Genomic DNA, 23,250 nt, shown 5'->3' with positions numbered 1-23,250 from the left:
AGGTAACACCTCATTGGGATGTGAGCAGGGGCGGGCGGCGCAGCAAGCCGTGCACCGGACCGAATACCACGGACAACAGATATGACGCGCCCGCCACCAACACGATGGCCGGCCCGCTGGGCAGCGAAAAATAGAAGGACAACAGCAGGCCCAGCCACACCGAGAGACAACCGAGCAATGCAGCAACCAGCATCAACATCGGCAGGCGACGACTCCAGAATCGCGACGCGGCCGCCGGCAGCATCATCAGGCCGACCACCATCAACGCGCCGATGGCCTGGAAGCCGATGACCAGGTTCAGCACCACCAGGGTCAGGAATACACCGTGGGCCAGTGGACCCAGACGGCTGACGGTTTGCAGAAACAGTGGGTCCAGCGTGTCGAGTAACAGCGGGCGGTAAATCAACGCCATCGCCACCAGACTGGCCGCCGAAACCCAGAGCATGCCGGTGAGTGTCGGGCCGTCCACCGCCAGCGCCGAGCCGAATAACAGGTGCAGCAAGTCCAGGCGTTTACCGGCCATACCGAGGATCAACACCCCGGCGGCGAGAGAGATGGGGTAGATCGCCGCCAGGCTGGCATCTTCCCGCAGGCCGGTGCGGCGGGTGATCCACGCCGCCAGCCCGGCCATGCTCAAGCCAGCGCCCAGGCCACCCACCGTCAAGGCTGGCAGGCTCAGACCGGCGAACCAGAAACCCAGGGCCGCGCCCGGCAAGATGCCGTGAGCTACCGCATCGCCGATCAGACTCATGCGCCGCAGAATCAGGAACACGCCTAGCGGAGCCGTGCTGCATGCCAACACCAATCCGCCCAACAAGGCCCGGCGCATGAAGACAAATTCCTGGAAGGGCTGCCAGAAGTGGGTGGCGGTGAGCATCAAGCGACCTGTGTGTAAGGCGTCGGGGCGATCAATTCGGCGCTGCGACCCAATACGCAGCCGGACGGATTGATCAGCAAGGTATGGGGGATGTGTTGATGCACCGCGGCCAAATCATGACAAACCACCACCAGGGTGCGCCCTTCGCGATGCCATCGCTGAATGTTGTCCCACAACAGCGCCTGGCCTTTTTCATCAAGGGCTGCGTGGGGCTCGTCCAGCAACAGGAGTGGCGCTTCGGTCAGGCTCAGTCGCGCGAGCAGGGCCCGTTGCAACTCGCCACCCGATAACGCCATCAGCGGACGGTGTTCCAGACCGCTCAACGCCCAGTCGTCGAGAGCCGCCTTGAGTCGTTGGATGCGTGCGGCAGGTTCCTGTCGATTACCCCAGGAACCTGCCGCCACCAATTCCTGCAGGCTGATGGGGAATTGCCGATCCAGGTGCTGCTGTTGAGGCAGGAACGACACGCCGCCGCGCCGTTGAACGTTGAGCGAGACCTTCCCCGTCAGTGGCTTCTGTAACCCGGCGATAACTTTCAGCAGGCTGCTTTTCCCTGATCCGTTGGCGCCAATGATTGCGGTCAGGCTACCCTCCGGGCGCTCCATATGCAGAGGTGGAGTGAGAGGGTGCCCGGGGATACCCCAACTCAATCCCTGGCAACGAATCATGAGTCCTCCCGTTGCCAATGGCTTTGGGCGACAGCATCGTGGGCGTGCAGGCTTTCCGCATGAACGACTCGTACGTCAAGGGAGGAAACCCAGGGCAGCGGCCTCAGCGCTATATTCAAGCGCCGCGCGGCATCTTCGCAGAACATCAGGTTCTGCCCATTGGCGAGCGCGAAGGCTTGTTCATCGACGCGTTTGACGGCGGTTTGGACAGCGGTGCCGAGCGCCGCCTCCGCCTCGTTGATCAGCGGTAACACCGGAAACTCATCGAGCTTGGCGTCCAAGCGCAGCTTCAGGATGGCGACGCTGCGCTGGCTATGAGGGGTGGCCACGATACCTTTCTGAGAACCTAGCCACGCGAGAACTTCAGCGTGCTCCAGATTTGTATTCGCGAAATCGTCGAGGAATTTCTGCTGGATCAATTGCCGCGCCAGCGCTGCCGAACAAGGGCAAGTAGACGAGTAAGGAATTTCGATTTGAAGTTCCACGTGGAACACTGAGTTTTTAAGGCGGGCTTCGATAACGATGGGATAACGCTTCCAGCCGGCGAGTGGGCTGATCAAAGCGGGGCGCTTGTACATCAGATCGGTGCGCAGGGTCAGTGAAGCACTCCGGGACAAACCTTCATGACTGTCCAGAAACTCTTGCAGGATCCGGCGTAACAGGTCCGGAGAAAGCGCGGAGTACTCAAGCTTTTCGAGTGCCACATACAAGCGCGACATATGGATGCCACGCGCTTCGCCATCATCGAGACTGACGCCCGCATCGGCAGAGGCGCTCAAACGCTGGCCGTCCACCAGCACCGGCACGGCGATGCCGCACATGCCCACACAATCCAACGGCATGGCTTGACGAGACGCCTGCGCCGCAATGTCCGGCAGAGTTAACGCGTTCATTTTCAAGGTCCAAGAGAGATTCGTTTTTAATGTTATAGTATAACAATAAAATCGACGAGACCTTTTTCATGAATAGAGTTTCATCTCCGATGGTTCCACGTGAAACGTCAGCGTGGAGACTCCTGACAGCCGTTCATGCGACCGCACATAAAACTGCCCTTGGTGCCGCCAGAACTGGAAAAACGGTTGATCGTCGTCCAACCCACTCGGCGACTGTATCCAACCCAGGCTTCGCCATCGGAGGCCAGTCCAGTGAAGAAGGTCAGTTGGCCGTATCGGCTGTTTGTTTGGGCCCAATAGCGGTGGCCAGCCACCTCATATCCACGCAGATAAATTGTATTGCCAGCCGTAGCGACGCTGTAGGCATTGCCCTGTCCATCTACGCAGGCCAGCACATTAGCGCTGCGAGTGCAGTTGCCCAACAAAGCGCCTTGCGCCGAAACGCCCGCCGCTATCAGCAGCAGTGGCGCTGCGACCAGGTATCTGAAGAGGGTGAGCATTTTGTAGGAGCCCAGAAGCAGAAAAGGGTTGGCTGTACTTGAGTGTAATACTATAACATTAAAAGCTGCCCCCTTTAGCCGAACCCAAACCTGATACGAGCCACAGAAGCGGCCGCCCCGATGAGGATAAACCTGATGCCCAACCGTCTCCCCGTTACCGTGCTGTCCGGATTTCTCGGGGCTGGTAAAAGCACCTTGCTCAATCATGTGTTGCGTAATCGCGACAACCTTCGCGTTGCCGTCATCGTCAACGATATGAGCGAGATCAACATCGATGGTAGCGAAGTGCAGCGAGATGTCACCCTCAATCGCGCCGAAGAACGGTTGGTCGAAATGAGTAATGGCTGCATTTGCTGCACGCTGCGCGAGGATCTCTTGGAGGAAGTGGGCAAGCTTGCCAGGGAAGGCCGCTTCGATTATCTGCTGATCGAATCCACGGGCATTTCGGAGCCGATGCCGGTCGCCGAAACCTTCACCTTTCGCGATGAAGAAGGGCGCAGCCTGGCGGACGTTGCGAGGCTCGACACGATGGTGACAGTGGTCGATGGCGTGAATTTCCTCAAGGATTACCAGGCCGCGGAAAACCTTTCCACCAGGGGCGAAACCCTAGGAGAAGAAGATGAGCGCTCGATAACCGATTTGCTGATCGAGCAGATCGAGTTCGCCGACGTGATCCTGATCAGCAAGATTGATCTCATAAGCCGCTCCGAACGAGAAGAGTTGAGCGCAATTCTGTCGCGCCTGAATGCCCAGGCGCAGGTTATTCCCATGGTCATGGGGCAGGTACCGCTGGGGCAGATCCTTGATACGGGCCGCTTCGATTTTGAACGCGCGGCGCAGGCGCCCGGTTGGCTGCGGGAGTTGCGCGGCGAGCATGTGCCCGAAACCTTGGAGTACGGCATCGCATCGACTGCTTACCGCGCCCGTCGCCCTTTTCATCCCCAACGATTCTTCAACTTTATCGACCGCCCATGGACCAATGGAACACTCCTGCGCTCCAAAGGTTTTTTTTGGCTCGCCAGCAAACATGAGGAAGCCGGCAGTTGGTCTCAGGCCGGCGGGTTGATGCGTCACGGCTTCGCCGGGCGCTGGTGGCGGTTCGTGCCGAAAAGCCAATGGCCGCAGGATGAGGAGAGCATCGCCGCGATCATGAAAAACTGGCTGGCGACCTCCGGTGATTGCCGCCAGGAGCTGGTATTCATTGGTCAGAATATAGACTTCGCGCTGCTCGCCACCGAACTGGACGCTTGCCTGCTGACAGACGCGGAGATGAGCCTGGGCATCGAGCGCTGGCGGCAGTTGCCAGACCCGTTCGGCCCGTGGCATGACGAGGTTGCGGCGTGATGCTGGCGCCTCGTCTGAAGCAGCTGCGTCAGGTCCACGGAGATACGCCGCTTACCTTCGCGCAGATTCTGGATGACGACACCAACCTGGCCGTGTGGCAGCGTCACCTCCCGGCACATATCGGCGATTTTGCGGCGATGCTGCTTTCGATGGGCCAACCCCTGGCCGAGTCGATGGTGCTTGAGTTGCCGGGCGAGGATACGCAGCCGGTGTTGCATGGCCTTGCCTCGGGTTTCGGCGATCTGCACGGATATGAAGGGTTCGTCGCGGATGTCGCCTGGCTGGTCAGTGCGTTTGCCTGTCTCCTCGGTGCCCGGCGCGTCGGTCTGCGCTTACGAGCGTTGGATAATGCAATGTGCCCACGTTTTCACGTCGACCATGTGCCGGTGCGGCTGATCACCACCTATGCCGGCGTCGGCAGCCAATGGCTCATGGAAGGCGTCATGGACCGTCGACGATTGGCCCAGCCTGAAGCAGAGCCTGCCGACGCGAGTCTGATTCAGCAGATGCGCAGTGGTGATGTGGCGCTGCTCAAAGGTGAAAAGTGGCAGGGCAATGAAGGTCACGGACTGATCCATCGCTCACCGCAACTGGCGCCCGGCGAACGGCGTTTGATCCTTTCGTTGGGTTGGCTGGCCTAAGGCTTGAGCCATTTTCCCTGGCTTTGGCTTTCGCAAAAGGGTTTCAGGTAAGCCGCATCGGTGGCTACGCCGTAATAGTGAATATCCTGGCGATAAGGCATATTGGCGACTTGGGCGTCGCTGCAAATGCCAAATGCCCCGCCAGGGCACTGATCGACATACTGCACATCGACCTTCTGCCCGGCCAGGCTGGGTTGACAGAAGCCCTCGGCGAACAGTTTTTGCGGAATGTTGCGGTTTTGCTGGCAGACTCTGACATCGAGCCGTTCCGCCTGGCTGTGCACTACACACGCCTGGGCCAAGGCCTGGGTCGAGGTCAGCAGTAGTAACAGCCAACCGATCATTCGCATTTAAACCTCCGTCGAAAGCTATCGATCATGTTGCAGAACATACCCACCCATGTGATTGCCGGCCCTTTGGGAGCAGGCAAGACCAGCCTGATCAGGCAATTGCTGGCTCAGCGTCCGACTGATGAGCGGTGGGCCGTGCTGATCAACGAGTTCGGCCAGATCGGCCTGGATGCCGCGCTGCTGACCCAGGCCGCCGATGGTATCGCATTGGGCGAAGTGGCCGGGGGCTGTTTGTGTTGCGTCAATGGAGCGCCGTTTCAGATCGGCCTTGGCCGTTTATTGCGCAAGGCGCGGCCGCACCGTCTGTTCATCGAACCCTCCGGGCTGGGTCATCCGGCGCAGCTCTTGCGACAGCTGAACGAAGCGCCCTGGCTTGGCGTGCTGACCATCCAGCCTTGTGTGCTGGTCCTGGATGCCCAGGCAATGGCGAACGGCAGGCCGTTGCCCGATGCGCAACGACAGGTCCTGGCTGACGCCGGGTTGCTGGTGCTGAACAAGTCCGAAGACCTTACCGACGCCGATCGCGTGGGCGTTACTTCCCAATTGCCCGAGATTGCGCTGTATTGGACCCATCAGGCTGCGTTGCCGATTGATCGGCTGCCCGGCCTGGCGAATCGCGGCGACGGAGCTGCGGATAACTTGGCTGTGGATAACTTGAATGTGCCCAAGAGCCTGGGGCAGATGCCGGCCATCTGGAGTGACCCGACGTTGCCAATCTGCCTGCATCAGCAGCAGGGCGAAAGCTGGAGTATCGGTTGGCGCTGGCATCCGGACCAACGATTCGACGTCGGGCAGCTGTCTCGATGGCTGCACGGCAAAGACTGGAAACGCGCGAAGATGGTTATCCACAGCGAGGGCGGTTGGGTTTCCGCCAATGCGTTGGACGCAGGGCCGCTGGAGTGGCAAGCGAGCGAATGGCGACAGGATTCGCGAATCGAACTGATCTTCGCCGAACCCCAAGACGTGGGAATCCTTCAAGCGGGCCTGGCGAGCTGCCGCCACCCTTGAGTCAGCCTCGTTTCAGGGCTTCCATTTATTATGTTCCTGACGCCACTGGCTCAGCTCGATAACCTCGGCCCGGGGCCGGGTCTGGACCGGTTCGATGGGCGCCTGCGCGGTTTCTTCGAACGGCATCGGATAGGGTGCCAGTTCGATGTGTGCACTGTGGGCGCCGAATTGAGTGATGGTGCCGGTATGACGCGTCTCGCCCGTCACTGTGAATTCGAAGTTATAGACACGTGCCAGGCGCCGTCGCCCGCTGCCGTCTTTCACAAACCCGATCTTGCGCAGCGCCACGTTGCCATCCAGCAGCTCGATCTTGAGATTGGCGCAGTGTTGCATGACCCTCGCCAGAGCCCGTTCGCGCAAGCCGTGGTTGTGCCACAGCCAGGCGCCACCGGTAGCCAGCAGCATCAGCACGAAAATGTTTCCAAGGGTCAGCATGAACGAAGTGCTCCAACAAGTTGCCGTCAGCTTAACTGCGTCGCCGGTCTGTCGTACAGGCTGCGTTTAGTCGCATACTGCGCCGCTTGAATTTCATTCGTTTTACGGAAGCTTCCTGCATGAAACGTACGCCTCATCTGCTTGCCATCCAGTCCCATGTGATATTTGGTCACGCCGGCAACAGTGCTGCCGTGTTTCCAATGCAGCGGGTCGGCGTCAATGTATGGCCGCTCAATACCGTGCAGTTTTCCAATCACACCCAATACGGGCAGTGGGCCGGAGAAGTGCTGGCGCCTGCTCAGATTCCACTTCTGGTAGAGGGGATCGCGGCCATTGGCGAGCTGGGCAATTGCGACGCGGTGCTGTCCGGTTATCTGGGCAGCGCTGCCCAGGGGCAAGCAATCCTGGCGGGCGTGGCGCGGATCAAGGCTTGCAATCCCAAGGCGCTGTATCTGTGTGACCCGGTCATGGGGCATCCGGAGAAGGGCTGCATCGTGGCGCCCGAGGTGAGCGAGTTTCTGCTGGAAGAGGCCGCTGCCGTGGCGGACATCATGTGTCCGAACCAATTGGAACTGGACAGTTTTGCCGGGCGCAAGGCGCAATCATTGTTCGATTGCCTGGCCATGGCACGTGGGCTGTTGGCTCGTGGACCGAAGGTGGTGCTGGTCAAACACCTGGCTTACCCCGGCAAGCCCGACGACAGCTTCGAGATGTTGCTGGTCACGGCTGACGGGGGCTGGCACTTGCGTCGTCCATTGCTGGCGTTTCCCCGTCAGCCGGTGGGGGTCGGTGACCTGACCTCGGGGTTGTTCCTGGCGCGGATATTGTTGGGCGACAGCCTGGTGGCAGCATTCGAATTCACCGCTTCGGCGGTACACGAAGTGCTGCTGGAAACCCAGGCGTGTGCCAGCTACGAGCTGCAACTGATCCGTGCCCAGGATCGGATCGCCCACCCGCGCGTGCGCTTCGAGGCCACGCCGATCAGCCTTTGACGCATGCAAACTGAGGGGAGCGAGCCAGATTGATGTCTGGTGCCCCTGTGGCGAGGGAGCTTGCTCCCGCTCGGCCGGTCCGACGTCTCGGGCGCAGCAGTCAGGAAACCGGCTGATGCGGTCTGCCTGCAGGAGTGCCAGGGCCTGCTACGCAGGCCAGCGGGAGCAAGCTCCCTCGCCACGGGATTTCGGTTGCCTGGGCTGACGCTATCGCGAGCAGGCTCGCTCCCACAGTTGGTTTTCGGGTGGCCTTTACGGCCCGTCCGCCTTGATTTCCTGATAACGCCGTTCCAGCTCCTGACGGATCTGCCGACGCTGCTGGGCTTGTTCGTAGCGGCGCTTCTCCTCACTGTTCTGCGGGTGCAATGGCGGGACGGGCGCAGGTTTGCGTTGGTCATCCACGGCAACCATGGTGAAAAAGCAGCTGTTGGTATGGCGCACCGAGCGTTCACGAATATTCTCGGTCACGACCTTGATGCCCACTTCCATCGACGTGTTGCCGGTGTAGTTCACCGACGCCAGGAACGTCACCAGCTCGCCGACGTGGATCGGCTCACGAAAGATGACCTGGTCGACCGAGAGCGTCACCACGTAGCGCCCGGCGTAACGGCTGGCGCAGGCATAGGCAACTTCATCGAGGTATTTGAGCAAGGTGCCGCCATGGACATTGCCAGAGAAGTTGGCCATATCGGGGGTCATCAACACCGTCATCGACAGCTGGGCGTTTCCGGGTTCCATAACGTTCTCACGGTTCAAGGCAGCAATTTCGGGGAGGCGCCTCTGCGGGCGTTGGGGTGTGGCCACTCGTTTTCCAGCCACCCATATCGGGACGCTGCGCCGTTGCTTGCCGTCACGCTTGGGTGGATCTGTTTCCATATATTGCACCGTCTTTTTGCAGGAAGTCGCGGTGTTAACCTGCAAAAGCCCGTCAGACTAGGCATTTCCTACAAAAGGACCGGAACCGCCCGACTCCGCGTCGAGGTAATTCACACAAGGAGCTCTCACTATGCATGCCATCAGCTTCATTCAGGACCTGGCGATCATCATGCTGGTGGCGGGGCTGGTGACGGTACTCTTTCATCGTTTCAAGCAACCGGTAGTGCTGGGCTATATCGTCGCCGGCTTCATCATCGGCCCGCATACGCCACCGTTCGGTTTCATCCACGACGAAGAAACCATCAAGACCCTGGCCGAGCTCGGGGTGGTCTTCCTCATGTTCTGCCTTGGGCTGGAATTCAGCCTGCGCAAACTGTTCAAGGTTGGCGCCACGGCGTTCATCGCAGCATTCCTCGAAATTGTCCTGATGATCTGGATCGGCTATGAAATCGGCCGCTGGTTCGACTGGAATACCATGGACTCGCTGTTTCTCGGCGCGATCCTGGCCATCTCCTCGACCACGATCATCGTCAAGGCGCTCAATGACCTGAAAATGAAAAACGAGCGCTTTGCGCAGCTGATTTTTGGGGTACTCATCGTCGAAGATATCCTCGGCATCGGCATCATCGCCCTGCTCTCGAGCATCGCCGTCAGCGGCACGGTGAGTTCCGGCGAGGTGTTCTCCACGGTCGGCAAGTTATCGCTGTTCATGATCGTGGCGTTGGTCATTGGTATCCTGCTGGTGCCCAGATTGCTGGCGTACGTGGCGAAATTCGACAGTAACGAGATGCTGCTGATCACGGTGTTGGGACTTTGCTTCGGCTTCTGCCTGCTGGTGGTGAAGCTTGAATACAGCATGGTGCTGGGGGCATTCCTGATCGGTGCGATCATGGCCGAGTCCCGGCAGTTGCTGAAAATCGAACGCTTGGTAGAGCCGGTGCGAGACTTGTTCAGCGCGATATTTTTCGTGGCGATCGGGCTCATGCTCGATCCGGCGATCTTGCTTCAATACGCCTGGCCGATTGCCGTGATCACCTGTGCAGTCGTGCTGGGCAAGATGCTCTCCTGTGGTCTTGGCGCCTTTATCGCTGGCAATGACGGACGCACCTCCCTGCGAGTCGGGATGGGACTTTCACAGATCGGCGAATTTTCGTTCATCATCGCTTCGCTGGGCATGACCTTGCAGGTCACTAGCGATTTTCTTTATCCGGTGGCGGTGGCTGTGTCGGTACTGACCACGCTGCTGACGCCTTACTTGATTCGGGCCGCGGATCCGCTGTCAGTCAGGCTGGCCTCGGCAATGCCGCAACGGCTGGCGCGCGTGCTGGGCATGTATGGCGAATGGTTGCGCAGTATTCAGCCACAGGGCGAGAGCGCCCTGGTGGCCGCCATGATCAGGCGAATCCTGCTGCAGGTCGGCATCAACCTGGCATTGGTCATCGCGATTTTTGTTTCGGGCGGCTATTTCGCCGAGCGGATGTCGGTTTACCTGCAAGCCTGGATCAGCGATCCGAGCTGGCAAAAAGCGTTGATCTGGGGCGGGGCGCTGCTGTTGTCGCTACCGTTCCTGATCGCCGCGTACCGCAAGCTCAAGGCGTTGTCGATGCTGCTGGCGGAGCTGGGCGTCACGCCGGAGATGGCCGGCCGCCACACGCAGCGCGTGCGTCGGGTCATCGCCGAAGTGATCCCGATCCTGTCGCTGCTGGTGATTTTCCTGCTGCTGGCAGCCTTGTCGGCCAGTATCCTGCCGACCAACAAGTTGCTGGTATTGATTGCCGTGGTGGCGACTGCGGTGGCGGCGCTGCTCTGGCGCTGGTTCGTCCGCCTGCATACGCGGATGCAGGTGGCCTTGCTCGATACGCTGGACAATCACAAGGAGTCGTCCGGGCATTGACCGGCGCCAGGCATGGGCGTGTCAGCTTTCCAGCCAGACATCCCGTGCCCAGTGCCAGACCGATTCCCAGGTTTCCTCGGCAATCAGCTCTTCCTCGGCCTGCCACAGCACCACGGTGCCGTCTTCTTCGACGCAATAATAATCGTCGCCGTCCTGGCAGATCGGGATCAGGCTGCGATCGACACCCGCATCCCAGGCATTGGCTGCCACGTCGGGCAAGTAGGTATGGGACTGCGGGTCGGTAACGGTCACCGGTTCCAGGCTGCCATAGACGACGTCGCTGACAGTCAGCAAAAACTCCCTGAAGACGAACGGGATATCGATGAACAGCTGTTCCTCGATCTCTACCAGCAAGTCTTCGTCAGGCAACTCCAGTGGAACCGGTACAGGTTCGTTGGCTTCACGCAGTTGTTCGATGATTTCTTCCACGTCCGGGGATCCTCTTTCTCAATGGCGCGGTTTCATATGGGGCGGTTTATACAGTAGCTCGCTATAGATGCAACCGTGAAATAGAAAACCCCGGCCAAGGCCGGGGTTTTTATTTCAACATGCGAAACGTGCAAAGGGTCAACCGTTCTGGCGGATACCTGCAACCAGCCAAGGCTGGTTCTCGCCTTGGGCACGTTCCATGTTCCAGCTTTCGCTGAACGCTTCGCCCTGGTCGAAGCGAGAGTCCTTCGACACGCCGACAAAGGTCAGGGTGGCGATGGTCTTGTCTGCACGATCGTCGACGCCGTCCAGTTGCACCTGCAGGTTGTCGATGTAGGTGGACTGGTAGCCGTCGCCCAGTTCGGCGCGTTCACGCTTGAGGAACTCCAGCAATTGCGGGGTTACGAACTCGGCGATCTTGTCCATTTCGTTCGAGTCCCAATGTTGCTGCAAGGACATGAAGTGGCTGCGAGCGGCTTCGATGAAACGTTGTTCGTTGAACCAGGCGGGTGCGTTGATCACCGGGCGGGCGGCCACTGGAGCGGCTGAGCCACCGAAGATCGAGCCGCTGGCAGGCTGCTGGTTGAACACTTCACGTTGCATTGGCGCATGACCGGCCGGAGCGAGTTGCTCCTGCTGCTTGCGACGACGGGCGGCAATGAAGCGGAAGACCAGGAAGGCGATGACCGCCATGATCAGGATGTCGAAGATCTGCATGCCCTGGAAGCCGTCGCCCATGAACATGGAGGCGAGCAGGCCACCGGCGGCGATGCCGGCCAGTGGGCCGAGCCAGCGCGAAGCACCGCTGGCCTTGGTGGCAGCGCCAGCCGCACCGGCAGCGCCTGCGGTGGCAGCGGTTGAACCGGCGGCAGAGGACGGCGCCATCTGGCTGGTCTGGTGAGTCGGGGCGGCGCCCGAACTTTTACCACCGCCAAAACGCTTGGCGGCATTGGCGTCGATGGCCATCGTCAGGCCGATGCACAACGCCATGGCGATGCTAAGAAAACGTTTCATATTAAGGCATTCCCATTTGTGGATAGCACGCGCGCCATGTTGCACAGGTGAACTGTTGCTGGCTAGCGGCAGAGTGTTTCGGGCTTTTGCGTGACAGCTGAGGTTCAGCTTCAGATGCGCAAGAAGGCCTGTTCGCTTTGGGCTGTAGGAAAGGGGGACAAGTTCTATCGGAATGCTGAGTGGTTCCCTGTGGGAGCGAGCCTGCTCGCGAAGACACTGTATCAGTGACATCAATGTCAACTGATCCAACCCCTTCGCGAGCAAGCTCGCTCCCACAGGTTCTTTTAGATAGCTTCCAGCTTGGCATACCCCAGCATCAGCCATTTGCTGCCTTCGCTGAAGTTCACCTGGACCCGGGCCTGGGCACCGGCGCCTTCGAAATTGAGGATCACGCCGTCGCCAAACACCGAATGCCGCACAGCCTGGCCGAGGCTGAAGCCGGTTTCCGGAATGTCGCTACCGCCAAACAGGCTGCTGGTGCCTTGCTGGTTGCCGCCAAACGGTCGGCTGACGCTGTTGGACAGGCGTACTTCCTGGATAAGACCTTTCGGCACTTCGCGTACGAAGCGTGACACTTTGTTGTAGGTCTCGCTGCCATACAGGCGGCGGGTTTCAGCGTAGGTCAGCACCAGGTTCTGCATCGCGCGGGTGATGCCGACGTAGGCCAGGCGACGTTCCTCTTCGAGGCGTCCCGGCTCCTCCAGGCTCATCTTGTGGGGGAACAGGCCTTCCTCCATACCCACCAGAAACACATACGGAAACTCCAGACCCTTGGCGCTGTGCAGCGTCATCAGTTGAATGCTGTCTTCATGCTCGTCGGCCTGGGTATCGCCGGCTTCCAGGGAGGCATGACCGAGGAAAGCCGACAACGGGGACAGGTCTTGGTCTTCTTCGGTGTTTTCGAAGTTGCGCGCGGCGCTGACCAGTTCCTCGAGGTTTTCTACTCGCGCCTGGCCTTTCTCGCCTTTTTCCGCCTCGTGGTAGGCGATCAGGCCGGACTGCTCGATGACGGTCTGGGTCATCAGGTGCAGCGGCATCTCGGCGCATTTGGCGGCGAGGTCTTCGATCAGGTCGATGAACGCTTTCAGCGCACCGGCGGCGCGCCCGGTAACGCCTTTGTTGTCGACCAGCTGGCGCATGGCTTCCCACATTGACACGTGGCTATGGCGCGCATGGTCGCGAATCGCCTCGACGGTTTTCTCGCCGATGCCTCGGGTCGGCACGTTGATCACCCGCTCCAGGGCCGCGTCGTTGCCGCGTCCTTCGATCAGGCGAAGGTAGGCCATGGCGTTCTTGATTTCCGCGCGCTCGAAGAAGCGTTGGCCGCCATAGATTCGGTAAGGGATCCGTTCGCGCAGCAGCGCTTCTTCCAACACCCGCGATTGCGCGTTGGAGCGATAGAGAATGGCGATATCGCTGCGAGCCAGGCCAGTTTTCAACGCGCTCTCGATGGTTTCCACTACATAGCGGGCCTCATCGTGTTCATTGAAAGCGGCGTACAGATTGATCGCCTCGCCTTCGCCGCCGTCGGTCCACAATTCCTTGCCCAGGCGCCCGGTATTGTTGGCGATCAACGCGTTGGCGGCCTTGAGGATACCGGCGGTGGAGCGGTAGTTCTGCTCCAGGCGGATGACCTCGGCGTCGGGGAAATCCGCCGAGTACTGATGAATGTTTTCGATCTTGGCGCCGCGCCAGCCGTAGATCGACTGGTCGTCGTCACCTACCACCATCAGGCTGTCGCCACCCTTGGCCAGCAGGCGCAACCAGGCGTACTGAACAGCGTTGGTGTCCTGGAATTCGTCCACCAGTACATGCCGGAAGCGTTTCTGATAGTGCGCCAGCAGGCCTGGGTGGTCGCGCCACAGGTCCAAGGCTCGCAGCAGCAGCTCGGAAAAGTCGATGACTCCGGCGCGTTGGCATGCCGCTTCATAGGCTTCGTAGATGCTGCGCATGGTCGCCAGGAACAGGTCGCCACTGGCCTGGATGTGCTGCGGGCGCAAGCCTTCGTCTTTCTGGCCGTTGATGAACCATTGGGCCTGACGGGCGGGCCAGCGCTGTTCGTCCAGGCCCAGTTCACGGATGACCCGCTTGACCAGGCGCTGCTGGTCATCGCTGTCGAGGATCTGGAAGGTCTGGCTCAGGCCGGCCTCCTGCCAATGGGCCCGCAACAGGCGGTGCGCCAGGCCGTGGAACGTGCCGACCCACATGCCGGCCGGGTTGAGGCCCATCAACTGCTCGATGCGATGGCGCATCTCGGCAGCGGCCTTGTTGGTGAAGGTCACCGACAGGATCGAATGGGGCGAGGCGTTCTCGACCTGGATCAACCAGGCGATACGGTGCACCAGCACTCGGGTCTTGCCGGAGCCGGCACCGGCCAGGACCAATTGACGACCGACGGAGGCAGCAACTGCCTGGCGTTGGGCGTCGTTCAGGGAATTCAGCAGAAGGGAGAGATCATCGCGCATCGAGGCATTCTAGGGTGCGGCGTCACCCCGGGCAAACCGAGCTTTGCATCAGCCGATAAAAAGCCTCCTGGGTGATGACCGGTTGGTCAGCGGCTACAAGCATGGGCGGGGCTCGCTTTCCAAGGTTATTACCCAATGGAATCGCGACTTTTTCGCTGTTTTTATGAGCAGGAGCAGTGTGGGATGGCCTTTGGCTTGTGTATGCTCGGTGCTCGTTTCGGGTGCAGCACGCGCCCCTGAATAAGAACAAGAACATCGCCTATGACCTCCAGTTCCGATCTGGCGGGGCCCTGCGTGGAGCCGCGCCTCATCTGCAAGCAGTACGCCACGGAAATGGCCGTCGAACGCACCAGGCTGTTATATCAGGGTTCGCTGCTGCCCACGCTGTTCATGCTGCTCAACGGGCTGGTGTGCGCGGCGCTCTTATGGACGCCGTCGCGCTACTTCCTGGTCAGCGTCTGGTTGGTCTGGCTGCTGTCGCTGGTGGCGTTGCGGGTGATTCAGGTGGCCGCGTTCGATTCGGCGATACCAAGCCGCCAGGCCCACCCGATCTGGTTGCGCATGTTCCTGCTGGGCTCGGCCATGACCGGCTTGACGTTGGCCGGTGCCGGTATCGCCCTGGTCCCGGCGGACAGCTTCCAGCAACAGGCCTGGGTATTCGGCCTGATCGGCGCGGCCACGCTGTCGGCGAGTGTCGCCTATGCCGTGAGCCTTGCGGCGTTCCTGTCCTTTACCTTGCCCTGCCTGTTGCCGGCCATCGGTTATCTTTTCTGGGGCGGCGACGAGCAGCAGCGTGGCTGGGGCTGGCTTGGGCTGGTGGTGCTGGTTTCGCTGAGTGTGGTGGCCTGGCAGGTCAATCGGCTGATACAGAACGGCATGCTGCGTCGGTTCCAGAACCAGGCACTGATCGAGCATCTGCAGCAAGCACAAGCCCGCGGCGCCCAGCTTAACGAGGCATTGGCCCGGGAGGTCGAACAACGCCGTTCTGCCGAAGCCCTGCTGCGTACGGCGCAGGTTGGCCTGGAGGCGCGGGTCGCGCAGCGCAGCCTTGAACTGGAGGCGGCCAGCCAGGCGCTGAGTAAAAGCGAAGCACGCCTGGCACTGGCGCTCAAGGCCAGTGAGCTGGGGTTGTGGGACTGGAACCTGCAGACTGATGAAGTCCATCACACCCAACTCAAGGAGCTGTTTGGCCTGGAACCCGAGTACATAACGGCCATGCTCAGTCATCTCACCCCGCGCCTGCATCCACAGGATCTTCCGGCGCTCAAGCGTGCCCTGGTCGAGCATCTCAAGGGCCGCAGCGAGGATTACCAGATCGAATACCGCGTCCGTCATGGCGACGGCCATTGGGTCTGGATCGAAGACCGTGGCCGGGCAGTGGAGCGCAGCGCCACGGGTCGGGTGTTGCGCATGGTCGGCACCCGGCGAGACATCAGTGCCAGCAAAGAGCTTGAACAACAGCGGCAACTGGCGGCCACGGTCTTTGAAGCAGCCAGCGAAGGCATTGTGATTTTCGACCCCAACTACGCGTTGCTGGCCGCCAACCAGGCGTTCGCGCGGGTTACCGGCTTCGATATCGCCGACATGCTGGGGCGCAGCGTGGTCGACCTGCCCTGCAGTCGCGATGCACGCCGGCACTATCCGATCATTCGCCAGGCCCTCAAGCAGCATGGCACCTGGCAAGGCGAGCTGGTGGAAGCGCGGGCCAACGGTGAACTCTACCCGCAGTGGTTGCAGTTGAATGTGGTGCGTGATCTGCGAGGAAAGGTCAGCCATGTAGTGGGCTTCTTCGCCGATCTCTCGGCCCGCCGCGAATCCGAGGAGCGGATGCGCTACCTCACTCATTACGACGAGCTGACCGGATTGGCCAACCGTTCGCTGTTCCGCGAGCGCCTGCACGAGGCCCATCAACGGGTTCGCCAGGGCGGGCGGCGCAGCCTGGCACTGCTGCACATCAACCTTGATCGCTTCAAGTTGCTCAACGACAGCCTCGGCCACGACATCGCCGATCAGTTGCTGCAGAAAATGGCTCGCCGCCTGATCAATGCGTTGCCGGAAGCCGACACCATTGCCCGGCTGTCCGGAGACGAGTTCGCCGTGTTGTTCGACGCCTATGGCAACCTTTCCAGCCTGGCGAGGGTAGCGACCCGGCTATCAGCCAAGCTGCGGCTGCCGCTGACGATCGAGGGACATGAGCTGGTGGTCAGCGCTTCGATCGGCATCAGCCTGTTGCCCGACAACGCTCGGGAAATCTCCACGCTGGTCAGCCAGGCGAACATGGCGATGCAACACGCCAAGCACCTGGGCGGCAATAGCTTCCAGTTTTATACCGACAGCCTTCAGGCCAGCACGCTGGAACGTCTGCAGTTGGAGAACCAGTTGCGCAAGGCGCTTGAGGAACAGCAATTGAGCGTTTTCTACCAGCCCAAACTGTGCCTGGCGACCGGCCGCCTGAACGCAGCCGAGGCGCTAGTGCGCTGGGACCATCCGACCATGGGCCAGATTCCACCCGCTGACTTCATCGGCTTGGCCGAGGAGACCGGGCTGATCGGACCCATTGGCGAATTCGTGCTCCGCCAGGCCTGCTGGCAGGCGTGCGAATGGCAGCGCCAGGGGCTTGCGCCTATCAGGGTGTCAGTCAATCTCTCGGTGCATCAGTTGCGCCAGGGCAAACTGGTCAGTCTTGTACGCCAAGTGTTGGAGGAGACCGGCCTGGCCCCGCAATACCTGGAGCTGGAGCTGACCGAGAGCCAGTTGCTCGACAGCGTCGAGCACATCATCGCTACGTTCCAGCAACTGCGTGATCTTGGGGTCAAGCTGGCGATCGATGACTTTGGCACCGGCTATTCTTCGCTGAGCTATCTCAAGCGTATTCCGGTGGATTACGTGAAGATCGACCAGGCATTTGTTCGTGGCCTGGCGGAGGGAGGGGAGGACGCAGCCATCACCCGGGCAATCATCGCCATGGCTCATGGGCTGTCGCTCAAGGTAGTGGCCGAAGGTGTCGAGCGGCAGGAGCAGCTGGATTTCCTGAAAAACGAGCAATGCGACGAGGTTCAAGGCTATCTCATCAGCCGACCGGTGGGAGCCGAAGGCCTGGCCCGCCTGATGCTCGAGCAGAATAAGCCTGCTTTGTAGCAAAGGGCCCGAGGTCCTGCGATGGCTAGCCTTCGTAACGGCTACACGAAGCGTCCCCCGCCAAAACAAGGGGGAACAAGGCCAACTCAGTTACGTATTGGGCGGGCAGAAAGCCAATTCCTGTAGTATAACTACAAGCTTGCTACATCCCGGCACCCGCCCCATAACAAGAGTCCAGTCCTTTGAACCTGTTGCAACACATCGCCCAGTCGCGCCATCTGCTACGCAAGTCGGAACTGAAGGTCGCCGATCATGTACTGCTTGATCCTGCGGCAGTGATGCACAGTTCCATGGCCGATCTGGCCCATAGCGTCGGCATCAGCGAGCCGACCATCGTGCGTTTTTGCCGCGCGATTGGTTGTTCGGGTTTCCAGGACCTGAAACTCAAATTGGCGCAGAGCCTGGCGGCGGGTGCAAGTTTTGGCCAATTCGCGATTCATGAAGACGATTCGGTCGCCGATTACAGCTTGAAAATCTTCGACACGACCCTGCACACCCTGATGGAAGTTCGCGAGAAGCTCGATCCGGTGGCGCTGCAGAAAGCGGTTACGGCCATGTCCCAGGCCCAACGTGTCGAGTTCTATGGTTTTGGTGCTTCTGGCGCGGTCGCGGCCGATGCCCAGCACAAGTTCTTCCGTCTGCTGCTCACGGCGGCGGCCTATTCCGATCCACACATGCAAGCAATGTCGGCGGTGACGTTGAAGCCTACCGACGTGGCGATCTGTATTTCCCAGTCGGGTCGCTCCAAGGACTTGTTGATCACTGCGAACCTGGTACGTGAAAGCGGTGCCTCGCTGATCACCTTGTGCCCGAGCCAGACGCCATTGGCTGAATTGTCGACGGTGAACCTGGCGATCGACGTGCATGAAGACACGGAAATCTACACGCCATTGACCTCGCGCATCGCGCATCTGGTGGTTATCGATGTGTTGGCCATGGGCGTCGCCATGGCGCGCGGCCCGAGCCTGGTCAATCACCTCAAGAGTGTGAAGCGCAGCCTTCGCAGCTTGCGGTTGTCGCCCAAGTCGGTGAAGGCGCTGGATGACTGAGCGCTGTTCCCGGGGTTGAGGGGTTTCTGTAGCAGGGGAGCGCCCCTGCGAATTCATCGTTCTGTAACGCTCGCGCCGCCAAATCGTCATCGCGCGCCGTCATCTTGAAACTCCCGTATACGTCTTGGGAGTCTCGACATGACCCAGTCCTACGAAGACCGCAGCGCCGCCAAAACCCGTCGCCAACAGGAAGACCAACGCCGCATGGCGTTCCGCCGCGCGATCGAAGATCGCTATGAACAACGGCAGCTTCTGGCAGAAATCAGCGAATTTCCTGACGCCGTAGAGTTCAATTACTGGCAGGCAGCGCCGGCGGCTTCCCGTCGAAACGCTCAACCAGGCCGATAATCTGGGCGCGCTCGCCGCGCACGAATGCCAGGAAGGCATGAGCCACCGGTGACAAGCGCTTAGCCCTGGCCTGCACCAGGCACCAGCTGCGGTACAGCGGCAGCTCCTCAACCGGCAACTCGATGAGTGCGCCGGAGCTTAGCTCGCGGCTTACGGCGTGGCGCGTCAACAGTGCCACGCCCAGCCCGGCCACCACGCACTCGCGCTGGGCCTCCGCCGACGCCACTTCCAGCGTCTGGGTGAAATGCACCCGCTTCTCCTTGAAATACTCCTCGCACGCCAGCCGCGTGCCCGAACCGGGCTCGCGCAACAGCAGCGTATAAGGTTCCAGGTCCTGCAGGCGCAGCGGGCCAATGTGGCAAAGCGGATGGTCGGGTGGCGCCACGGCAACGATCGGGTTGTTGAGAAATGGCAGGAATTCCAGGCCCATGTCCTGAGGCACCATCGACATGATCACCAGATCGTCACGGTTGTCTGAAAGGCGCCGGATCACCTGGCCGCGATTGACCACGGTGAGGTTCAGATTGACCTCGGGATGTTGACGCTTGAACGCGGCGAACAGATGCGGGACGAAATACTTGGCACTGGATTCTACCGCCAGCTTCAATTGCCCCTGCAGCGAACCCTGCATGTCCGAAAGCTGCATGTCGAGGTTCTCCAGCCGCCCGAAGATATCTCGACTGGCGCGTTGCAGGGCTTCGGCCGCTTCGGTCATGTAGAGTTTTTTTCCGACGTACTCAAACAGCGGCTGGCCAATCAGCTCTTCAAGGGATCGAATCTGTAGGCTAACGGCCGGTTGTGTGAGAGACATTTCATCAGCCGCGCGGCTGTATGACCTCAGGTCGCACACCTCATTGAAAATCTGCAATTGACGCAACGTCATACGCATCAATGACTTACGCATATATCTGGCTCTCGGGGCGGGGGCGGGCAAGACGACTATAAGTCTTTGCTTATGCACGACCCAACAAATATTCATTTTTGTTAATCAACGACCGGGACTAGTGTGGAGCTGCGACCAATTGTTACATCTGGTCACGCATCGGCCTGGACCTCAGGCCGTGGGTATCACCGGCTCAAGGGAACCTCCAATTGATAACAAAGATCCTGATCGCCAACCGCGGTGAGATTGCCGTCCGAATCGTGCGCGCCTGCGCCGAAATGGGCATTCGCTCGGTCGCGGTCTATTCCGACGCCGACCGCCATGCCTTGCATGTCAAGCGTGCGGACGAGGCCCACAGCATCGGCGCCGATCCGCTGGCCGGCTACCTCAATCCGCGCAAACTGGTGAACCTGGCGGTGGAAACCGGCTGCGACGCGCTGCACCCCGGCTACGGCTTCCTCTCGGAAAACGCCGAACTGGCGGACATCTGCGCCGAGCGCGGAATCAAATTCATTGGCCCGTCGGCGGAAGTCATTCGCCGCATGGGCGACAAGACCGAAGCGCGCCGCAGCATGATCAAGGCCGGCGTGCCGGTGACTCCAGGCACCGAAGGCAATGTGTCGGGTATCGAAGAGGCCCTGACCGAAGGTGATCGGATCGGTTACCCGGTCATGCTCAAGGCCACGTCCGGCGGTGGTGGCCGTGGTATCCGTCGCTGCAACAGTCGCGAAGAGCTCGAGCAGGCCTTCCCGCGCGTCATCTCCGAAGCCACCAAGGCGTTCGGTTCGGCGGAAGTGTTCCTGGAAAAATGCATCGTCAATCCCAAGCATATCGAAGCGCAGATTCTCGGTGACAGTTTCGGCAACGTGGTGCATCTGTTCGAACGGGATTGCTCGATCCAGCGCCGTAACCAGAAGCTGATCGAAATCGCCCCGAGTCCGCAACTGACGCCTGAACAGCGCGCCTACATCGGCGACCTCTCGGTGCGCGCCGCCAAGGCCGTGGGCTACGAAAATGCCGGCACCGTGGAGTTCCTGCTCGCCGAGGGCGAGGTGTACTTCATGGAGATGAACACTCGGGTGCAGGTGGAACACACCATCACCGAAGAAATCACCGGTATCGACATCGTTCGCGAGCAGATCCGCATCGCCTCCGGGCTGCCGTTGTCGGTCAAGCAGGAAGACATCCAGCACCGGGGCTTTGCGTTGCAGTTCCGCATCAACGCCGAAGACCCGAAAAACAACTTCCTGCCCAGCTTCGGCAAGATCACCCGTTATTACGCACCGGGTGGCCCGGGCGTGCGCACCGACACAGCAATCTATACCGGCTACACCATTCCGCCGTTCTACGATTCGATGTGCCTGAAACTGGTGGTCTGGGCGCTGACGTGGGAAGAAGCGATGGACCGTGGCCTGCGAGCCCTGGATGACATGCGCCTGCAGGGGGTCAAGACCACCGCCGCGTATTACCAGGAGATCCTGCGTAATCCGGAATTCCGCAGCGGCCAGTTCAACACCAGCTTTGTTGAAAGCCATCCCGAACTGACCAATTACTCGATCAAGCGCAAACCCGAAGAGCTGGCCCTGGCCATCGCCGCCGCCATCGCCGCCCACGCAGGCCTGTAAGGAATCATGACAATGTCCAAGAAGATCCACGTTACCGACACAATCCTGCGCGACGCCCACCAATCGCTGCTCGCCACCCGCATGCGTACCGAAGACATGCTGCCGATCTGCGACAAGCTCGACAAAGTCGGCTACTGGTCGCTGGAAGTCTGGGGCGGCGCCACCTTCGACGCCTGCGTGCGCTTCCTGAAAGAAGATCCGTGGGAGCGTCTGCGCCAACTGCGCGCAGCGCTGCCCAACACTCGCTTGCAGATGCTGCTGCGCGGCCAGAACCTGCTCGGCTATCGCCATTACAGCGATGATGTGGTCAAGGCGTTCGTCGCCAAGGCCGCGGTCAATGGTATCGACGTGTTCCGTATCTTCGATGCGATGAACGACGTGCGTAACCTGCGCGTAGCCATCGAAGCGGTGAAGGCTGCCGGCAAGCATGCCCAAGGCACCATCGCCTACACCACCAGCCCGGTGCACACCATCGAAGCCTTTGTCGCCCAGGCCAAGCAGATGGAGGCCATGGGGTGCGACTCGGTGGCGATCAAGGACATGGCCGGCCTGCTGACTCCTTATGCCACTGGCGAACTGGTCAAGGCGCTGAAGGCCGAGCAATCCTTGCCGGTATTCATCCACTCCCATGACACCGCCGGCCTCGCCGCGATGTGCCAGCTCAAGGCTGTCGAGAACGGCGCCGACCACATCGATACGGCCATTTCCAGCTTCGCCTGGGGCACCAGCCATCCGGGTACCGAATCGATGGTGGCCGCTCTCAAGGGCAGCGAGTTCGACACTGGCCTGGACCTGGAACTGCTGCAGGAAATCGGCCTGTATTTCTACGCCGTGCGCAAGAAGTACCACCAGTTCGAAAGCGAGTTCACCGCGGTGGATACCCGCGTCCAGGTCAACCAGGTACCAGGCGGAATGATTTCCAACCTGGCCAACCAGTTGAAAGAGCAGGGCGCACTGAACCGCATGAACGAAGTACTGGCGGAAATCCCGCGAGTGCGCGAAGACCTCGGCTTCCCGCCGCTGGTAACCCCGACCTCGCAGATCGTCGGCACCCAGGCATTCTTCAACGTGTTGGCCGGTGAGCGCTACAAGACCATCACCAACGAGGTGAAGCTCTATCTGCAAGGCGGCTACGGCAAGGCGCCAGGTGCGGTGAACGAGAAGCTGCGCCGCCAGGCCATCGGCAGTGAAGACGTGATCGACGTCCGTCCCGCCGACCTGCTCAAGCCGGAGATGACCCGGCTGCGTGGCGAAATCGGCGCCTTGGCCAAATCCGAGGAAGACGTGCTGACTTATGCGATGTTCCCGGACATCGGTCGCAAGTTTCTCGAGGAGCGCGAAGCCGGCACCTTGACCCCGGAAGTGCTGTTGCCTATCCCCGAAGCGGGCAGTGTGAGCTCTGCGGGCGGCGAGGGTGTACCGACCGAGTTCGTCATTGATGTCCACGGCGAAACCTACCGCGTCGACATTACCGGCGTGGGCGTCAAGGCCGAGGGCAAGCGTCATTTTTATCTGTCCATTGACGGCATGCCGGAAGAGGTCGTGTTCGAACCGCTCAACGAATTTGTCGGCGGCGGCAGCAGCAAGCGTAAGCAAGCCACTGCACCGGGCCACGTCAGCACCACCATGCCGGGTAACATCGTTGATGTGCTGGTCAAGGAGGGCGATGTGGTGAAAGCCGGCCAAGCCGTGTTGATTACCGAAGCCATGAAAATGGAGACCGAAGTCCAGGCAGCCATACCGGGCAAGGTCACGGCCATTCATGTCGCCAAGGGCGACCGGGTCAATCCGGGCGAGATCCTGGTCGAAATCGAAGGCTGA

The 23,250-nt window shown here is 60.4% G+C and carries 21 protein-coding genes; 10 read left to right on the top strand and 11 right to left on the bottom strand.

Features of this window, described 5'->3' with window-relative positions; genetic code table 11:
* Positions 1-10 precede the first annotated feature (10 nt).
* The 4 genes from J3P89_RS28125 to J3P89_RS28110 all read right to left on the bottom strand — a co-directional run bounded on the left by J3P89_RS28125 (position 11) and on the right by J3P89_RS28110 (position 2,938).
* Positions 11-877, bottom strand: coding sequence for a metal ABC transporter permease (locus tag J3P89_RS28125; RefSeq protein ID WP_434654456.1), 867 nt, complete (start codon positions 875-877; stop codon positions 11-13).
* A complete protein-coding gene (locus J3P89_RS28120; protein ID WP_434696316.1) occupies positions 877-1,545 on the bottom strand; it encodes a metal ABC transporter ATP-binding protein in 669 nt (222 codons plus the stop codon). Before J3P89_RS28120 ends, J3P89_RS28125 begins: the two co-directional genes overlap by 1 nt.
* A complete protein-coding gene (gene folE2, locus J3P89_RS28115) occupies positions 1,542-2,438 on the bottom strand; it encodes a GTP cyclohydrolase FolE2 (protein WP_434696315.1) in 897 nt (298 codons plus the stop codon). Before folE2 ends, J3P89_RS28120 begins: the two co-directional genes overlap by 4 nt.
* A 107-nt stretch (positions 2,439-2,545) precedes the next feature.
* Entirely contained in the window at positions 2,546-2,938 is a 393-nt protein-coding gene (locus J3P89_RS28110) for a glutamine synthetase (RefSeq protein WP_434696314.1), read from the bottom strand.
* A gap of 135 nt (positions 2,939-3,073) precedes the next feature.
* Between J3P89_RS28110 and zigA the strand changes: the two genes are divergently transcribed.
* Positions 3,074-4,282, top strand: a complete 1,209-nt coding sequence (gene zigA, locus J3P89_RS28105) for a zinc metallochaperone GTPase ZigA (RefSeq protein WP_434696313.1) — start codon at positions 3,074-3,076, stop codon at positions 4,280-4,282.
* Complete coding sequence (locus J3P89_RS28100) at positions 4,282-4,923, top strand: DUF1826 domain-containing protein (RefSeq protein ID WP_434696312.1); 642 nt, start codon at positions 4,282-4,284, stop codon at positions 4,921-4,923. Before zigA ends, J3P89_RS28100 begins: the two co-directional genes overlap by 1 nt.
* On the opposite strand, the gene J3P89_RS28095 is transcribed toward J3P89_RS28100, so the two are convergent.
* Positions 4,920-5,273 carry an NADH:ubiquinone oxidoreductase gene (locus J3P89_RS28095; RefSeq protein WP_434696311.1) on the bottom strand — a complete coding sequence of 118 codons (354 nt, stop codon included), beginning with the start codon at positions 5,271-5,273 and terminating at the stop codon, positions 4,920-4,922. The two genes, J3P89_RS28100 and J3P89_RS28095, sit on opposite strands and share 4 nt — an antisense overlap.
* 27 nt (positions 5,274-5,300) lie before the next feature.
* Between J3P89_RS28095 and J3P89_RS28090 the strand changes: the two genes are divergently transcribed.
* Positions 5,301-6,281 carry a CobW family GTP-binding protein gene (locus J3P89_RS28090; protein WP_434696310.1) on the top strand — a complete coding sequence of 327 codons (981 nt, stop codon included), beginning with the start codon at positions 5,301-5,303 and terminating at the stop codon, positions 6,279-6,281.
* 12 nt (positions 6,282-6,293) lie between these two features.
* Here J3P89_RS28090 and J3P89_RS28085 read toward each other — a convergent pair whose 3' ends face one another.
* On the bottom strand, positions 6,294-6,716 hold the full coding sequence (locus J3P89_RS28085) for a DUF3301 domain-containing protein (protein ID WP_434570630.1): 423 nt from the start codon (positions 6,714-6,716) through the stop codon (positions 6,294-6,296).
* 119 nt (positions 6,717-6,835) lie between these two features.
* Here J3P89_RS28085 and pdxY point away from each other — a divergent pair, with 119 nt between their 5' ends.
* Positions 6,836-7,708 (top strand): pyridoxal kinase PdxY, encoded by an 873-nt coding sequence (gene pdxY / locus J3P89_RS28080; RefSeq protein WP_434570629.1) that lies wholly within the window; start codon positions 6,836-6,838, stop codon positions 7,706-7,708.
* 252 nt (positions 7,709-7,960) lie between these two features.
* Here pdxY and J3P89_RS28075 read toward each other — a convergent pair whose 3' ends face one another.
* Positions 7,961-8,446, bottom strand: a complete 486-nt coding sequence (locus J3P89_RS28075; RefSeq protein ID WP_305497705.1) for an acyl-CoA thioesterase — start codon at positions 8,444-8,446, stop codon at positions 7,961-7,963.
* Between the two features lie 268 nt (positions 8,447-8,714).
* Between J3P89_RS28075 and J3P89_RS28070 the strand changes: the two genes are divergently transcribed.
* A complete protein-coding gene (locus J3P89_RS28070; protein WP_434696309.1) occupies positions 8,715-10,478 on the top strand; it encodes a cation:proton antiporter in 1,764 nt (587 codons plus the stop codon).
* 21 nt (positions 10,479-10,499) lie between these two features.
* Here the strand turns inward: J3P89_RS28070 and J3P89_RS28065 are convergent, their stop codons facing one another.
* The 3 genes from J3P89_RS28065 to uvrD form a co-directional block, all read right to left on the bottom strand.
* A complete protein-coding gene (locus J3P89_RS28065; protein ID WP_003187120.1) occupies positions 10,500-10,907 on the bottom strand; it encodes an SMI1/KNR4 family protein in 408 nt (135 codons plus the stop codon).
* 138 nt (positions 10,908-11,045) lie between these two features.
* Entirely contained in the window at positions 11,046-11,921 is an 876-nt protein-coding gene (locus J3P89_RS28060; protein ID WP_434570624.1) for a Tim44 domain-containing protein, read from the bottom strand.
* A gap of 284 nt (positions 11,922-12,205) precedes the next feature.
* Complete coding sequence (gene uvrD, locus J3P89_RS28055; RefSeq protein WP_434654433.1) at positions 12,206-14,386, bottom strand: DNA helicase II; 2,181 nt, start codon at positions 14,384-14,386, stop codon at positions 12,206-12,208.
* Positions 14,387-14,647: 261 nt separating this feature from the next.
* Between uvrD and J3P89_RS28050 the strand changes: the two genes are divergently transcribed.
* The 3 genes from J3P89_RS28050 to J3P89_RS28040 all read left to right on the top strand — a co-directional run bounded on the left by J3P89_RS28050 (position 14,648) and on the right by J3P89_RS28040 (position 18,921).
* Positions 14,648-17,524, top strand: a complete 2,877-nt coding sequence (locus tag J3P89_RS28050) for a putative bifunctional diguanylate cyclase/phosphodiesterase (RefSeq protein ID WP_434696308.1) — start codon at positions 14,648-14,650, stop codon at positions 17,522-17,524.
* A gap of 182 nt (positions 17,525-17,706) precedes the next feature.
* Positions 17,707-18,573, top strand: coding sequence for a transcriptional regulator HexR (gene hexR, locus J3P89_RS28045; RefSeq protein ID WP_003187110.1), 867 nt, complete (start codon positions 17,707-17,709; stop codon positions 18,571-18,573).
* 138 nt (positions 18,574-18,711) lie between these two features.
* On the top strand, positions 18,712-18,921 hold the full coding sequence (locus J3P89_RS28040; RefSeq protein ID WP_305497700.1) for a PA3496 family putative envelope integrity protein: 210 nt from the start codon (positions 18,712-18,714) through the stop codon (positions 18,919-18,921).
* Here J3P89_RS28040 and J3P89_RS28035 read toward each other — a convergent pair.
* The gene (locus J3P89_RS28035; RefSeq protein WP_336072855.1) at positions 18,863-19,825 is read right to left on the bottom strand and encodes a LysR family transcriptional regulator; all 963 of its coding nucleotides are present in this window, start codon (positions 19,823-19,825) and stop codon (positions 18,863-18,865) included. The two genes, J3P89_RS28040 and J3P89_RS28035, sit on opposite strands and share 59 nt — an antisense overlap.
* Positions 19,826-20,013: 188 nt before the next feature.
* On the opposite strand from J3P89_RS28035, the gene J3P89_RS28030 reads away from it, so the two are divergent.
* Positions 20,014-21,429: an acetyl-CoA carboxylase biotin carboxylase subunit gene (locus tag J3P89_RS28030; RefSeq protein WP_003206982.1), complete on the top strand. Its 1,416-nt coding sequence runs from the start codon at positions 20,014-20,016 to the stop codon at positions 21,427-21,429.
* 12 nt (positions 21,430-21,441) lie between these two features.
* On the top strand, positions 21,442-23,250 hold the full coding sequence (oadA, locus tag J3P89_RS28025; protein ID WP_434570619.1) for a sodium-extruding oxaloacetate decarboxylase subunit alpha: 1,809 nt from the start codon (positions 21,442-21,444) through the stop codon (positions 23,248-23,250).

Origin of the sequence: Pseudomonas sp. Z1-14 (genome assembly GCF_051132005.1) — a bacterium.
Lineage (GTDB): Bacteria > Pseudomonadota > Gammaproteobacteria > Pseudomonadales > Pseudomonadaceae > Aquipseudomonas.
The sequence above is the reverse complement of the archived record's forward strand: the minus strand, read 5'-3'. Positions and strand labels throughout refer to the sequence as shown.

Coding starts and splice junctions, on each gene's coding strand:
- J3P89_RS28125 (WP_434654456.1), bottom strand. CDS start 877: ATGCTCACCGCCACCCACTTCTGGCAGCCCTTCCAGGAATTTGTCTTC.
- J3P89_RS28120 (WP_434696316.1), bottom strand. CDS start 1,545: ATGATTCGTTGCCAGGGATTGAGTTGGGGTATCCCCGGGCACCCTCTC.
- folE2 (WP_434696315.1), bottom strand. CDS start 2,438: ATGAACGCGTTAACTCTGCCGGACATTGCGGCGCAGGCGTCTCGTCAA.
- J3P89_RS28110 (WP_434696314.1), bottom strand. CDS start 2,938: ATGCTCACCCTCTTCAGATACCTGGTCGCAGCGCCACTGCTGCTGATA.
- zigA (WP_434696313.1), top strand. CDS start 3,074: ATGCCCAACCGTCTCCCCGTTACCGTGCTGTCCGGATTTCTCGGGGCT.
- J3P89_RS28100 (WP_434696312.1), top strand. CDS start 4,282: ATGCTGGCGCCTCGTCTGAAGCAGCTGCGTCAGGTCCACGGAGATACG.
- J3P89_RS28095 (WP_434696311.1), bottom strand. CDS start 5,273: ATGCGAATGATCGGTTGGCTGTTACTACTGCTGACCTCGACCCAGGCC.
- J3P89_RS28090 (WP_434696310.1), top strand. CDS start 5,301: ATGTTGCAGAACATACCCACCCATGTGATTGCCGGCCCTTTGGGAGCA.
- J3P89_RS28085 (WP_434570630.1), bottom strand. CDS start 6,716: ATGCTGACCCTTGGAAACATTTTCGTGCTGATGCTGCTGGCTACCGGT.
- pdxY (WP_434570629.1), top strand. CDS start 6,836: ATGAAACGTACGCCTCATCTGCTTGCCATCCAGTCCCATGTGATATTT.
- J3P89_RS28075 (WP_305497705.1), bottom strand. CDS start 8,446: ATGGAACCCGGAAACGCCCAGCTGTCGATGACGGTGTTGATGACCCCC.
- J3P89_RS28070 (WP_434696309.1), top strand. CDS start 8,715: ATGCATGCCATCAGCTTCATTCAGGACCTGGCGATCATCATGCTGGTG.
- J3P89_RS28060 (WP_434570624.1), bottom strand. CDS start 11,921: ATGAAACGTTTTCTTAGCATCGCCATGGCGTTGTGCATCGGCCTGACG.
- uvrD (WP_434654433.1), bottom strand. CDS start 14,386: ATGCGCGATGATCTCTCCCTTCTGCTGAATTCCCTGAACGACGCCCAA.
- J3P89_RS28050 (WP_434696308.1), top strand. CDS start 14,648: ATGACCTCCAGTTCCGATCTGGCGGGGCCCTGCGTGGAGCCGCGCCTC.
- J3P89_RS28040 (WP_305497700.1), top strand. CDS start 18,712: ATGACCCAGTCCTACGAAGACCGCAGCGCCGCCAAAACCCGTCGCCAA.
- J3P89_RS28035 (WP_336072855.1), bottom strand. CDS start 19,825: ATGCGTAAGTCATTGATGCGTATGACGTTGCGTCAATTGCAGATTTTC.
- oadA (WP_434570619.1), top strand. CDS start 21,442: ATGTCCAAGAAGATCCACGTTACCGACACAATCCTGCGCGACGCCCAC.